General features: G+C 39.4%; 12 protein-coding genes and 1 riboswitch. All 12 genes read right to left on the bottom strand.

Going from position 1 to position 13,754, the window contains the following annotated elements:
- Positions 1–2: 2 nt before the first annotated feature.
- Positions 3–305: an Asp-tRNA(Asn)/Glu-tRNA(Gln) amidotransferase subunit GatC gene (gene gatC, locus QFX10_RS06905; RefSeq protein WP_280605522.1), complete on the bottom strand. Its 303-nt coding sequence runs from the start codon at positions 303–305 to the stop codon at positions 3–5.
- Between the two features lie 74 nt (positions 306–379).
- Positions 380–1,534 carry a CamS family sex pheromone protein gene (locus tag QFX10_RS06900; protein ID WP_280605521.1) on the bottom strand — a complete coding sequence of 385 codons (1,155 nt, stop codon included), beginning with the start codon at positions 1,532–1,534 and terminating at the stop codon, positions 380–382.
- Position 1,535: 1 nt separating this feature from the next.
- Complete coding sequence (gene ligA, locus QFX10_RS06895) at positions 1,536–3,548, bottom strand: NAD-dependent DNA ligase LigA (RefSeq protein WP_280605520.1); 2,013 nt, start codon at positions 3,546–3,548, stop codon at positions 1,536–1,538.
- Between the two features lie 17 nt (positions 3,549–3,565).
- Entirely contained in the window at positions 3,566–5,767 is a 2,202-nt protein-coding gene (pcrA, locus tag QFX10_RS06890; RefSeq protein WP_280607250.1) for a DNA helicase PcrA, read from the bottom strand.
- 517 nt (positions 5,768–6,284) lie between these two features.
- The gene (locus tag QFX10_RS06885) at positions 6,285–7,433 is read right to left on the bottom strand and encodes an ATP-grasp domain-containing protein (protein ID WP_280605519.1); all 1,149 of its coding nucleotides are present in this window, start codon (positions 7,431–7,433) and stop codon (positions 6,285–6,287) included.
- 83 nt (positions 7,434–7,516) lie between these two features.
- Positions 7,517–8,860, bottom strand: coding sequence for a nucleobase:cation symporter-2 family protein (locus QFX10_RS06880; RefSeq protein ID WP_437178586.1), 1,344 nt, complete (start codon positions 8,858–8,860; stop codon positions 7,517–7,519).
- Positions 8,844–9,437 carry a xanthine phosphoribosyltransferase gene (locus QFX10_RS06875; protein WP_280605518.1) on the bottom strand — a complete coding sequence of 198 codons (594 nt, stop codon included), beginning with the start codon at positions 9,435–9,437 and terminating at the stop codon, positions 8,844–8,846. Before QFX10_RS06875 ends, QFX10_RS06880 begins: the two co-directional genes overlap by 17 nt.
- Before the next feature lie 46 nt (positions 9,438–9,483).
- A riboswitch (purine riboswitch) is annotated at positions 9,484–9,583 on the bottom strand.
- Positions 9,584–9,648: 65 nt separating this feature from the next.
- Positions 9,649–10,212, bottom strand: a complete 564-nt coding sequence (locus tag QFX10_RS06870) for a glycoside hydrolase family 73 protein (RefSeq protein WP_369943347.1) — start codon at positions 10,210–10,212, stop codon at positions 9,649–9,651.
- A gap of 60 nt (positions 10,213–10,272) precedes the next feature.
- Positions 10,273–10,857 carry an ECF transporter S component gene (locus tag QFX10_RS06865; protein WP_280605516.1) on the bottom strand — a complete coding sequence of 195 codons (585 nt, stop codon included), beginning with the start codon at positions 10,855–10,857 and terminating at the stop codon, positions 10,273–10,275.
- A gap of 117 nt (positions 10,858–10,974) precedes the next feature.
- Positions 10,975–12,153: an MFS transporter gene (locus tag QFX10_RS06860; RefSeq protein WP_280605515.1), complete on the bottom strand. Its 1,179-nt coding sequence runs from the start codon at positions 12,151–12,153 to the stop codon at positions 10,975–10,977.
- Positions 12,150–13,538 (bottom strand): radical SAM/SPASM ryptide class RiPP maturase, encoded by a 1,389-nt coding sequence (locus QFX10_RS06855; RefSeq protein ID WP_280605514.1) that lies wholly within the window; start codon positions 13,536–13,538, stop codon positions 12,150–12,152. The genes QFX10_RS06860 and QFX10_RS06855 overlap by 4 nt, the downstream gene beginning before the upstream one ends.
- A gap of 18 nt (positions 13,539–13,556) precedes the next feature.
- Positions 13,557–13,706, bottom strand: coding sequence for a hypothetical protein (locus QFX10_RS06850; protein WP_280605513.1), 150 nt, complete (start codon positions 13,704–13,706; stop codon positions 13,557–13,559).
- Between the last annotated feature and the right edge of the window lie 48 nt (positions 13,707–13,754).

The raw sequence follows: 13,754 nt of genomic DNA, 5'->3' as shown, positions 1-13,754 counted from the left end.
AACTAAGCTTCCTCACTTTCATCAATGATAGCTGGAACTTTGATAAAGCCATCTTTACTTTCAGGAACATTTTTCATTAATAATTCACGGTCTGTTCCTTTGACCGCCAGATCTTCTCGCATTACATTAAAAGCATCTGTCACAGTCGTTGTCACTGGCACATCTGTCGTATCAACTTCGCTTAATTGTTGGACCATATTGATGATCTGATCCATTTGCCCTGTAAATTTCTCTAATTCTGCGGTGCTAAATTCAAGTTTTGCCAGACTTGCAACGTGTTTGACTTCATTTGCACTGATCGCCATCGTAATCCTTCTTTCTTAAATATCTCTTTAATATTTTAGCATAGTTTATCTATGATTTGAGACACATTCACTATTTATTCAGCAAAAACGTGAGTATAAAAGCTACTATTTCCAGTTTCCCGTGCTAAAAAGGCTTGAACTGTTCCATCTGACCCTTTGATCGTAATATCGATCGGGATCCCACCTGGAAGATAAGTTTTTGCCATTTTCGCAACAAATTGCGTGAAGCTTCTGATCTCCGTCTCGCTGTAAAATTGCGTTGTGATATTAACATGCAACTCTTGTAAGGTCTTATCTTTATATTTAGCCCGAGCAGTTACTCCCGCTAAATTAGGGAAGAAGCTCTGAGTCTTGTTTTTGAAGGCTTCAAAAGAACTCTCATCGTTGTCATTGATCGCACTACTTGTAGCAGTCGCCGGCAAGACTGAAGAGCGCAGATCAGTATCCTTCCACTTACCAAGTGTATCACCACTGTCAGTTACACTATATGCATAAAATGAACCACCCACTAAACTATCATTTGGGGCTTGTTCATACATACAGATCATGATCGGAACATCAGACGCTCCATCTAGTTTTCGCACGCGTTTTAAAACTTCAGCAGCTGCTTTTTTCCCTTCTTCGACCATCTTTTCTTTTGAGATATCAGTCGTATACATTGCACCGTATTCTTCTTTTTGGTAGTAATCTTTACGGTTCATTCCGATCCCGATCGTGATCCCTGCTAAAGTTAATTTACCATCTTTTTCTTGCATATAATCTTGTTCTTCGATCTGTTGTACATAGATCGGATTACGCTTATCGGCATCTTTTTCCCCATTATCTTCAGGATTCAGACCAGTCGGATCATCTTTTGATTTACGTCCAAGCCAATCTGTAACGGTAGCTTTACTTAAAAGTTGACCTTCGCGGAAAATATAGTCTTTAGTCGGAAATTGCTCTTTAGAGAGCGTCGTCAAGCCATTTTCAAAACTTTTTAAATTCAACATATTTTCTGAATTTTGAGTGATCCCAACACCACGAGCTTTACTTGTCAAATAACGCCCATTTTCGATCACACCTTGATAGTCAGAATCATCTGTTTGTCCTGTCGTTTGATATCCTTTGGTCGACTGCTGTGTCGCTTGACTAACAGAATCTGTTGTCCCACTACTTCCTAAATTACCACAGGCAGCTAAAAATAAAGTCCCTGCACAAATACTAGCCAATGCTAAATACTTTTTTTTCACTTCATTTTTCCTCCGTTTGCCTTAGAAATTCTGCTTCATCGATAACTTTGATCCCAAGGTCTTGCGCTTTGACCAGCTTACTACCTGCATCAGCGCCGGCGATCACAAGATCGGTCTTCTTAGAAACACTTCCGGTAACTTTAGCTCCATGTGCTTCTAAGAGCGTTTTAGCTTCTGAGCGTGTAATATTGGTAAGCTTACCTGTCAAAACGACAGTTAGACCGTTTAGCGGATCATCTTGAACAAGTTGTGCTTTTTCAGCTCTAGTTTGACCTAAAAAGCTCAAATTTACCCCAGCACGCTTGAACTCAGCTAAGAGTTCTGTAACTTGTTCGTTTTTAAAATATGTTACAACCGAATCAGCAATTTTTTCACCGATCGAGTCTAATTTAATAATATCTTCAAATTTTGCCTGTCTCAGTTGTTCGATCTCTTGGAAATTCTCAGCTAAGATCAAAGCCGCTTTCGCCCCGACATGGCGGATCCCTAAACCAAATAATAAACGTTCTAAAGAGTTTTGCTTACTTTGTTCGATCGCTTGTAATAAATTATTGGCAGCACGCTCCTTGAATTTTTCAAGTGTCAAGAGCTCTTCAAAGGTCAAGAAGTAAAGACCAGAAGCATCTTTGATCAAGCCTTTATCAAAAAGTTGTTCGATGATCTTTGGACCTAAGCCTTCAATATTCATCGCATTTCGCGAAGCAAAATGCGTCAAACTTTCTTTTACTAAAGCTGGGCACTGAGGATCGATACAACGCAAGGCCGCTTCATCGTCTAAATGAACTAATTTAGCACCACATTCTGGACAGACCGTCGGGATCTGATAAACTTCAGCATCTTTAGGGCGTTTAGCTAAGACGACTTCTGAGATCTCGGGAATGATATCGCCAGCTTTATGCAATTTGACAGTATCCCCGATCCGAATGTCTTTTTGTTGCAAGTAATCAGGATTATGCAATGAAGCCCGCGATACCGTTGTTCCCGCTAAAACCACTGGATCCATCACAGCAGTCGGCGTCACGACCCCTGTGCGTCCGACCGTCCATTCGATCTGACGCACGATCGTTTCTTGTTCATCTGGGGGAAATTTATAGGCGATCGCCCAGCGTGGAACTTTGACTGTATTCCCTAACTCAGCTTGAACTGAGAAAGGATCTGCTTTCAAAACGATCCCATCGATCTCATAAGGTAAATCGGCCCTTTTAGTTTGATATTCATCTAAGTAGCGTTCGATCTCAGTCAGATCCGCAGTCACTTTCGCCTCTTCGTTGACTGGAAACCCCCAAGTTTTTAATTGAGCCAGCGCTTGACTTTGAGTTGTGATCCCAAATTTTTCTGGTTCCATCAAATAATACATAAAAACACTTAATTGGCGTTTTTTAGTCTCAGCTGTATCTAATTGACGCAATGAGCCAGCTGCTGCGTTCCGCGGATTAGCAAAAACAGAGCGTCCTTCTGCTTCACGGCTTTGGTTCAAATTGACGAAAGCCTTTTTAGGCATATAGCATTCACCGCGAACTTCAACATCGATTGGCTCGGACAAACGTTGTGGGATCGCCTTGATGGTTTTCAAATTAGCTGTGATATCTTCACCGATCAAACCATTTCCACGTGTTGAACCTTTGACTAAAACACCTTTTTCATAAACTAAAGAGATCGCTAAACCATCGATCTTCAATTCGCAATCAAAAGCAACTGTTTCACCTATGCTTTCAGTCAATTTTTTGACGAATTCAGCTAACTCGGCCTTCGAAAAAACATCACCTAATGAAAGCATCGGGATCGAATGGGTAACTTTTTCAAAACCATTTGCAACTTGTCCTCCAACACGTCGAGTCGGCGAATCTGCCGTTATGCTTTCAGGATATTTAGCCTCAAGTTCAACTAAACGTCGATAAGCTTGATCGTAGACATGATCTTCAACTGTTGGACGATCTAATTCGTAATATTCTTTGCTCCACTTGGTCAGTCTCTCTCTGAGAGTAACGATCTCTTGTTGTTCCTTAGCTTCCATCTTTATCCTCTTCTATCTTAGATCTTTGTGATCGGTGCAAAAGCTGCTAAAAGACGTTTGATCCCTTGACCAGCAAAAGCGATATCGAGTTCACTTTCTTCGCCACTGCCACTGACTTTGACGACCGTTCCGATCCCCCAAGCCTTATGCTCGACTTTATCACCGATATTCCATTGTTTTTTATCTGCCCCTGTTCCAGTTGCTTTTTCAACTGTTCCAGCTGGTTTACGATAATGCTTCTTTTCAAATGGGACGTTTAGCGTACTCTTATTTTGACCAACATAACTTTCAAGCGTTTCTCCTTCATGGATCAATAATTCGTCTGAGATCTCATCGACAAAACGTGAAGCTGGATTGCTTTGTCGACGCCCATAAAGCATTCGGGATAAAGCATTCGTCAAATAAAGCTCTTCTTCAGCCCGAGTGATCCCCACATAGGCTAAACGTCTTTCTTCTTCCAATTCATTTTCATCAAAAGTAGCGCGACTGAGCGGGAAGATCCCTTCTTCTAATCCCATCAAGAAAACCGTCGGAAATTCAAGCCCTTTAGCCGCATGCAAAGTCATCAAAGTTACCTCGTCTGCTTCTTCCTCAACACTATCTTGGTCTGAAACTAAAGCTAAGTCAGCTAAGAAGTCAACGAATGGATCGCTCTCTTCTTCCTCTGGCTGCCAATTTTCATCAAATTGTTTTGTAACTGAAAGAAACTCCTCTAAGTTTTCTAAACGACTTTGGTCTTCTAAAGTATTTTTTATGCGTAAGCTTTCTTTGTAACCTGATTCATCTAAAATGATCTCAGTCAATTCTGTGATATTTTTACTCTTTTCAAATTCATTGAAGCGCCGGATCAAGCTTGCAAAATTTTCAAGTTGCTTAGCAGCTTTACCACTCACCTCAGTCATTACAACATTTTCAGCTGCTTCGATCAGCGACAGGCCGTTCATCTCAGCAAAATTTTGCAATTTCGTCAAACTTGTCGCTCCGATCCCACGCTTTGGTTCATTAGCAACACGCATAAAACTCATTGAATCATTCGGATTGGCTGCTAGACGCAAGTAGGCCAAAATATCTAAGATCTCTTTGCGATCATAGAAACGATGCGCTCCGACTAATTTATAAGGGATATTAGCTTTGACAAAAGTTTCTTCGATCACACGTGACTGGGCATTCGTCCGATAAAGCACAGCAAAATCACCATATTTTTCCGCATTTTTGCGCATTTTAGCTTGGATCTGTTTGACAACATAATAAGCTTCATCATTTGCATTGCTTGCCCGGTAATAATGGATCTTTTCACCAGCATTATTTTCAGTCCACAATGTCTTAACTTTTCGGTTGACGTTATTTTCGATCACTTCGTTAGCTGCTTGGAGGATCGTCTTAGTTGAGCGGTAATTTTGCTCTAATTTGATCACCGTAGCATCGGGATAGTCTTCTTCAAAGTTCAGGATATTTTCCATGTTAGCGCCCCGCCAACCATAGATACTTTGATCAGCATCCCCGACAACACAAAGATTGCGATATTCTTTGGCTAGCAAACTAACAAGTTGGTACTGAGCTTCATTTGTATCTTGATATTCATCGACGTGGATATAGTGAAACTTATGTTGGTAAAAAGCAAGTGTTTCCGGTGATTCTTCAAATAGGCGGATCGTTTGCATGATCAGATCATCAAAATCAAAAGCTTGATTATTTTGTAATTGTTCTTGATATAAGGCATATGCATCACTGACTATCAGAGCAAATGGATCTGTTGCTTCTTTTTTGAGTTCAGCTGGTGTTTTCAATTCATTTTTAGCATTTGAGATCGCACTCAAAACAGAGCGTGGATCATATTTTTTTACATCGACATTTAAATTATCAACTAAAATATGCTTCATCAGCGTGCGCTGTTCACTTGTACTAGCGATCGTAAAGTTCCGATCGTAGCCGATCTTTTCAGCATCTCGACGTAAGATCCTGACGCATAAGGCATGAAAAGTCGAGACCCAAATGTCCTCAGCCCCTTCTTGGATCAAATTATTGATCCGTTCCCGCATCTCACGTGCAGCTTTATTGGTAAAAGTAATGGCTAAAATATTCCAAGGATTTACATTTTTTTCTTCGATCAAGTAGGCTACCCGATGTGTCAAGACACGAGTCTTACCACTACCTGCTCCTGCCATGATCAGTAACGGACCTTCTGTACAGGCTACAGCTTCGGCTTGTTTTTCATTCATACCGGCTAATAAATTTCTTGCTGTCAAATCTTCAAATCCTCTCTAAAATTTTGGTCATCATCTATTATAGCAAATATCACGCTGTGATTTCTGTCGACTACTTTAAGATAGAATTTAGCACCTCTTAGCTTTTAATTTTATTGACCATCAAGCAGTACTTTAACTTCTAATATGTGATCCTCTGCTATATAAAATGTAAGCCAACATGATCATATTTGAATATATTCTAATATGTTTTTAGCAGCAATTACACCACTCCAGTTAGCGTTACCCTCTCAAAAATAAGTTACTTATCTTATTAGTTCCTAGCACATATTTGCGCTATATTTCTAGAATTTACGATAATAAACATTCTATCATAGATAGAAGCTTTATAGCCCACTATCTACAAGAAAGTTTTCTGCTCATGTTTTCAGCATTGATAAGCCCTGGGTTCTGTTCTTAAACACTTAGTAAGAACATTTTTTAATAGACACAAAAGACGTCGGTAAATCTTTACCAACGTCTTTTGATTAGACTATTTTTCAGTTGTTTCGATCTCATCCCAGATCCCAGTCGCCTCAACTTGTTGGGCAATATCTTTTCGGTCATCCCCTGTCACTAAAATATAACCTTCGACTTCGACTGGATGAAGTGATTTGGGATAACGGAAATAATTATAGTGCCAGTTTTTCTTCAAGACCCATTGTGTGCGTAAAGATGCAAGATCTTTAGTCTCGACCATGACCATCTCTACTGGTGTGACAAATTTCGGCTGACTCAAAGGCATCTGGGCTAGCGCACGTAAATGCTGTTCAAACATCGATACATCAGTTGCCTTATCAAAGACATATCCCGAAGGATGCAAAGCCGGCACGATCCGTTTGATATAAAGCGCTCCAGCCTTAGTCAAAAAGAACTCAGCTTGTAAGATCCCAACGTAGTCTAAGCCCTCAACGATCAAGCCCGTCAAACGCTTGATCTCGTTTAAAACATCACCATCGACCTCAGCCGGAACAAGAGTCGCATGTAAATGATGATCACGATAAGTATCTTGTGCAAATGGGAAGTAAGTCAAATTCCCTTCAACATCGCGCGCTAATGTGACTGAGATCTCTTTTTCATAAGGGATCCATGATTCTAAAATATAAGTCCCTAAATCGATAATATCGGCACATTTGGCGATATCTGTTTGTTTTTGGATGAGCTGCTTACGGTGTTTACCAAATCCCTTTTGGATCGGTTTTAACACACATGGATAACCGATCGAAGTCACCGCTTGGTAGATATCGTCTAAACTAACGATCGTAGCATATGGTGCAACATTGATATTTAGCTGTTCAAAGAAAGCTCGTTCTAGTAAACGATCTTGTGTGATCTCAAGTGTATCACTTCCTTGAGGAACTTTTGTGAACTGGCTCAAAAATTTGACAGCTTCAACATCGATACTTTCCGAAGTATAAGTCACGACATCACATCGTTGCGCAAAATCCTGTAGCTTCGTGCGCTCACGTAACTTTCCAACGATCTTTACGTCGGCTTCATTCAAAACAGGATTGCTTTCATCGGCACAGTAAACGATCACTTGAAAACCAAGTTTTTTAGCTGCTCGAGCTAACATGATCCCATTTGGATTTCCGCCGATGATCCCGAGCGTATCCCCAGGGAATAAAATATCATTTTTCATTGACTTCATATCCTCTTTGTTTTAGCGTTTCTTCAATTTTACCACATTTTTAATTTATATCTAACCTAGGCGGATCTTAAGTTTTACTTACTTTGGCCCATTTTTTGTCCAACTTCTTGTGCTTCTTTAGCCCGCAAAGAAACCTCATCGACTAAAAGACCCGCTTTGCCTTTGAAACATAGATTCAATAAAACAGAAGCCAAACTAGCAACAACGATCCCATTTCCTAAAAATAATTGTAGTGTTTTAGGTAACGCTTGGAAGATCGTGGGATAGATCGAAACGCCAAGGCCTAACCCTAGCGAGACAGCAACGATCAAAATATTTCTTTGATCGGCAAAATCAACATTGGCTAAGATCCTGATCCCTTGCACACTGATCATCGCAAACATCACTAACATCGCTCCACCTAATACTGGAGTTGGGATCATCGTTGCCAAGGCACCAGCTTTAGGTAAAAGACCTAGTAACATCAATAAAATAGCTGACCAATAGATCGGTTTCCGAGTCTTGATCCCTGAAAGTTCTAATAGACCAACATTTTGTGAAAACGTCGTATATGGAAAAGTATTAAAGATCCCCCCTAAAACAACTGCCAGCCCTTCGGCGCGATAGCCTAGTTTTAGATCTTTTTCAGTGATCTTTTTATTTAAAATATCGCCTAAAGCAAAATAAACACCTGTCGATTCAACCATTGAAACTAAAGCAATAATGATCATCGTTACTGAAGAAGACCATTCAAAATGGGGCACACCAAAGTAAAAAGGTTGGGGAACATGGAACCACGCCGCTTCTTTTAACGGTTCAAGCGAAACGACCCCTAAAAGTGCAGCCACTAAACTTCCCACGATCAAACCTAACAAAACGGCGATCGAACTTAAAAAACCTTTAGCAAAGACTTGGATCGCTAAGATCAAGATGACCGTCAAAAAACCCAGGGTGATATTCGTCAATGAACCAAAGTCTTTAGCCGTGCTCGTGCCACCTCCGATATTTTGCACCGCGATCGGGATCAAAGTCAGTCCGATCACTGTGATCAAAGTCCCTGTCACAACAGGGGGAAAGAGGCGTTTGACTTTTGAAAACTGACCTGCGACCAAACATACAAAGATCCCAGCTACGATGATCGCACCATACATCGTTTGGATCGTAAAGTGTTGCCCGATCATCTTTAACGGTTCAACGGCTTGGATCGCACACCCTAAGACGACCGGAAGTCCGATCCCAAAATAACGATTACGCATCAATTGTAAAAGTGTAGCTAGACCACACATAAAGATATCGATCGAAACAAGGTACGTCATTTGGGCACTATTGAAACCTAAAGCTGTTCCGATCAAAAGTGGCACAGCAACTGCACCTGAATACATTGCTAATAAATGCTGCAGGCCTAAAAGCGCGGCTTGTCCATTAGTTGTTTTTTTCATCAGTTTCCCCCACAAAGTGTACTTTATCGCCTTCAAAAGAAGCGATCCTAGCTAGTGATTCTAAGCGAACGCCTTGATCTTTGATCAATTTTGCTCCTTCTTGGAAAGATTTTTCCACGACGATCCCAACACCTACGATCTGGACTTGTGCTTGCCGACAGATCTCAAGGAGTCCATTTACCGCCTGACCATTAGCTAAAAAATCATCGATCACTAAAACGTGGTCAGTTGCCGACAAAAATTTTTGATCGACACTGATCGTATTCGTCACTTGTTTTGTATATGAGTAAACTTCAGCGGTATACACATCATCATTCAATGTACTTGGCTTTTTCTTACGTGCAAAAACGACCGGAACATTCAACACAAGCCCAGCCATGATCGCTGGTGCAATGCCAGAAGCTTCGACTGTCAAGATCTTAGTGATCTTTTCAGGTGCAAATAAACGCGCAAATTCTTGACCGATCGCATACATCAACTGCGGATCGATCTGATGATTCAAAAATTGATTCACTTTCAAAACATTGCCTGGTAAAACTAGACCATCTTGTCTGATCCGTTCTTCTAATAATTCCACAAAAAAACCTCCTAAAATAACGAAAAAAGACCAGAGTCCTCCTCTGGTCTTTACCTCACGTACTCATAGTCCAAGATTTACGGTCTTGGGTAGAAACTTGCCAACCAGATCATGGCTATTATATAAGTACTTCCTGTAAGTTAGAATAGCATACCTAAATATCCCATTCAACCCTATCATTCGTATTTTACGGTGATTTTTTTATTTTTAGCTAAACATCATACTGATTTAAGTTATATTCTTTGATCAAAGCGATCAATTTCTGCGCATAGTTCGGGTCTGTGGCATAACCTTGATCTTGGAGCGCTTGCGCAGCCTGAGTATAATCAGTTGCCGTCAAAACAGCTTGATAATGGGCTTTATTCCAATCTGTTCCGTTGACAAATAGCTGTGTATGCGCCCGAACAGACTCATCCCAACTTGAATAAACTGCAAACGTATCTTTGATCGTGATCCACTGACCATCAACATATTCTTTAGTCGTCATCAAAGAACCATTTGTACTTTTGATACCAAATAGGTTGTTATATTTAGCAGAGAGTTCACTTTTGCCCCAGTCAGACTCTAAAGCTGCTTGAGCTAAAGTAATACTCGCTAAAACGCCATAACGTTGTTGTTCTTCTTTGGCGACTGGCACAAGTGATGCGATAAATTGCTCTTTTGTCTGATCACTTTGGGCAGAAACAACTTGTTCATTTTGCAGATCGTTCCAATATTCATAGACCCCATTTCCAAAAGCTACTAAAACTAACACGATAAAACTAACGAAAAGCATTCGAGCTACTTGTTGTTTTCTTTTTCGTGTCACATACTCCCGCCTTTCTTAAAATCATCTTTACTTGATCCGTTTGGCTAATGGCAAAGCCACCGCCGGAGAAACAATAGCCGCGATCAGTGCTTCAGGTATCCCGTTCGTCAAGACTAGACCTAAAAGGTATGGCATCAACGCTGCTGTATCTAAACCATACATCACTTGTGATTGCCCCCGATAAAAAAGATAGATCTGGCCTAAAACTAAAAACGTATTTGTCAAAGAACCTAAAACACTCGCTAGACTAGCTGCAAAGATCTTTGAGTGAAAGCTTTTTTTAGCCCAAATAAAGGCATATCCGGCAACGACTCCGATCAAGATCCGTGGTAAGATCGAGATCAAAGGGTTGACAAACACGATCGGGGCGATCGGACTTGTTGGCCAAACAAAGGCTCGGATAAAGGTGATCGTCCCCCAGATTCCCCCAACGATCGCCCCATCTTTTGGTCCAAGCAAAAGGGCAGCGATAATGACAGTCACGTGAATGATCGTCAAATTGAGCACTCCTAATGGGATATAACCTAAAAAAGGGATAAAGTTTTGTAAGATAATGATCGCTGTAAATAATGCTAACAAAGCGATCCGTAATGTTTTTTTCTTTTTTTTCAACTTAAATAACATCCTCAGTAAAAGATCTTTGTCTTATTATATTATCGATAGCGCTCAAACTCAAAAAAAATGTTTTGCTGACTGCGCTAATGTTTAAAGCAGATCCACCAAAACATCTTACGTTAGATATTTTCGGTATTTAAAGGCTAGTGAAGCTTCGGCCAAAAGACTCAAGCTCGCTAAACCAAAAGAAACACCGATCCCAAAACTTTCTGTCACCCAACTCATCAAAAACAGTAGACCCGCAAAACTCAAAGTCGAGATCACTTCAAACACAGAACTAAGATCGACCAGTAGTTCTTTAGCAACACTTTCCTGATACAAAACGGCTTCTGGGACCTCTTTTAGCTGAGAAACGATCCCGATCAAAACTGAGCAGGCTAAAAAGACACTTGGAACTGGTATTTTTAAGATCACGATGTTGAACAAAACCGTTAAAAGTAATGCTGAGATGATCGCAAAAACTTTCCTAGTGACTAAAGCGTCAGCTCTACGGTAAACGATGAGTCCGCCTAAGATGATCCCAAACGAATACGTCATATTTGCATAACCCCAGTAAGCTTGATCTTCATGTAAGACCTTAGTCACAAAAACTAAGATGATCGATGAGACCCAGATCGTATTAGCAAACGTCTCGATCAAGTTCAACGTAACTAAAAGTTTTAATCGTGGCTGTTTGAGTAAGAGCTGCCAACCTTTGAACAGTAGTTGCCAGTTATTTTCAGTTTCAAAACTTGTAAATGCAACGCGCGGTAATAGACACGTCACGCTTGTGGCCAGTATAAATATGCTCAGCGTCACTAATAACCCCCAGTGGATACCTAAACTCGTGTATAAGACACCTCCAAAGCCCCAACCAAGCAATGCTACCGTCTCATCACAAACCGTTAAAACTGAATTAGCTTTAGTCAGATCAGTTGTATAATGCGCCATCAAAGTAACGGTCACTGGGCGTTCGACCCCATCAAGTAATGAGATCACCAAAACTAAAAGATAGATCAAAATAACCGGCAATTTAGGATAAAAAGCCAGACTAAGTGTTAAAAGAGCTAAGATCAAAGTTTTTCCAGCCTGAGTAGCGACCATTATTTGATTTAAAGGTATTTTTTTACTGATCAGCGGTGCCAAAAATGTCGTCAAAAAAGAAGAACTGCCCATCAAGATCGGGATGACTGAACTAGCAAGCAATGAATCTGAAAGCTGATAAATATTAGCAATGATCAAGACCGTTAAAGCTGTATCGGCTAGATCAGCCATGATCTGCGAAAGAGCTAGGCGTTTAAAAGCTTTTGTCATAAGCATTTTAACCTTTTTTTAATTTCAGGTAATAAAATTAAATTTACAAATCTTTCAAACTCTTTCTTTTCCCATCTACATTGTTTATCAAAATCAACGTCAGCAGATAACTTACACCCTCCAGAGCAAAAGCCGCCTAAGTAACAAGTTTGACATACTTTATAGTCTAAAAATGTTTTTGTTTCATGCTCATAGGTCAATAGGTCAAAATTATCTAAATTTCCCAAAATATACTGCGGACGCCCTACTGTTACAGTGCATCTGAATAAATTCAATTCGTTGTCCACATAGTAAACTTTTTCATATGGCGAGACATTCCAGCAATAGTTATATATCCCCTTAATTTGTTCTTCATTAAAAGACAGATCCAACTTATCTGTAATATTTTTACATGTTTGAATAAAGCCAGCATGCAAATTATTTGGAATACCATCTTTAATTTTCATCAATTCGAGCAAGATATCTGTTTCTGATACAATATAATCATCATAGCCAGTATCAAAAAAGCGATCATCAACTCTGCCAACATTCCAATAAAAATTCTCTCTTTCAAAGTATCCTTGATCCACGAAATAGTTAAAAATATCACTTAATTTTGACAAATTAGTTTTATCAAAATTAGTTCCGACATCCATAACTACTCCATAATCTAAAAGTAGCTTTGTTACTGCAAGTAATTTTTCTGGATTATTAGCAACTTTAGTTATTTTCACAGTTTCTCTATAAGTCTCTGGTAAAGTATTTATCGTAACTGCTATAGCTGATATTATGCCTCGATATATGATCAATTTTTTAGCGAAGTATGGTAAAAATATTCCATTTGTTGTAATACCTACCTTGACCTTATGTTCTACACAATATTCAAAAATTCTATCAATTATTGCTTCATTTTTCGGTAATAAAGGTTCTCCACCAAACAACCCGATCGAAATATCTAACTTTGGATCCTTAGCTTGCAACTCAGAAATTTTATCTAAGATAATATTTAAATCAGCCAACGTTATTGTCTTCTTTATTAAGCCATCATACTTTTGTTGAAAACAATAACTGCAGTGTAAATTACAAGAATAAGTAACTGCAATAGAGATCTGTATCCTCTTTTTTGCTTCTAACAATTGTTCACTGTCATACAAAGTATCTACGGTAAAATATTCCAAGTCATTAGCTGGCGTTTTAAACCAATTTTCTAGAGATTCATCTATCTCCACTTTATCGTCCATAATGCATTGATTATCAACAACCAATATTTTATTCCTAAAAGTATTAATAACAAGTGTGTAATTTTGATCAATACTTTTCTTATATATCGATGCCAATGAAAACTTCTTTAACTTACCTACAGACAAAATAGGTTTTAAAACACCCTCTTCAAGTTCATAGTTCATCCTTGAATACCTCGTAAATCAATAGCGACGACGTATGGTTTTCCTATTATCATTTGCAATAGAAACTAAAGTGGAGTTGCTCGCCTCTGCAACTGATCTATAGAAAGCCATTTTTGCATCGATTTTTTTCATAAGATTTAATTCTTCTTCTGTAAACTCGATCGTCATAATTTCACCTCCTAGATAAATTTTGTAAGCTTACATTAATTAGTTTAC

This window comes from Ligilactobacillus faecis (assembly GCF_029889745.1).
Classification (GTDB): domain Bacteria; phylum Bacillota; class Bacilli; order Lactobacillales; family Lactobacillaceae; genus Ligilactobacillus; species Ligilactobacillus faecis.
The sequence above is the reverse complement of the archived record's forward strand: the minus strand, read 5'-3'. Positions and strand labels throughout refer to the sequence as shown.

Bases quoted from the DNA above. Each gene is read 5' to 3' on its own strand.
- QFX10_RS06885 (WP_280605519.1), bottom strand. From the start codon at position 7,433: ATGAAAAATGATATTTTATTCCCTGGGGATACGCTCGGGATCATCGGC.
- QFX10_RS06855 (WP_280605514.1), bottom strand. From the start codon at position 13,538: ATGAACTATGAACTTGAAGAGGGTGTTTTAAAACCTATTTTGTCTGTA.
- QFX10_RS06860 (WP_280605515.1), bottom strand. From the start codon at position 12,153: ATGACAAAAGCTTTTAAACGCCTAGCTCTTTCGCAGATCATGGCTGAT.
- QFX10_RS06870 (WP_369943347.1), bottom strand. From the start codon at position 10,212: ATGCTTTTCGTTAGTTTTATCGTGTTAGTTTTAGTAGCTTTTGGAAAT.
- QFX10_RS06850 (WP_280605513.1), bottom strand. From the start codon at position 13,706: ATGACGATCGAGTTTACAGAAGAAGAATTAAATCTTATGAAAAAAATC.
- ligA (WP_280605520.1), bottom strand. From the start codon at position 3,548: ATGGAAGCTAAGGAACAACAAGAGATCGTTACTCTCAGAGAGAGACTG.
- gatC (WP_280605522.1), bottom strand. From the start codon at position 305: ATGGCGATCAGTGCAAATGAAGTCAAACACGTTGCAAGTCTGGCAAAA.
- QFX10_RS06880 (WP_437178586.1), bottom strand. From the start codon at position 8,860: ATGAAAAAAACAACTAATGGACAAGCCGCGCTTTTAGGCCTGCAGCAT.
- pcrA (WP_280607250.1), bottom strand. From the start codon at position 5,767: ATGAATGAAAAACAAGCCGAAGCTGTAGCCTGTACAGAAGGTCCGTTA.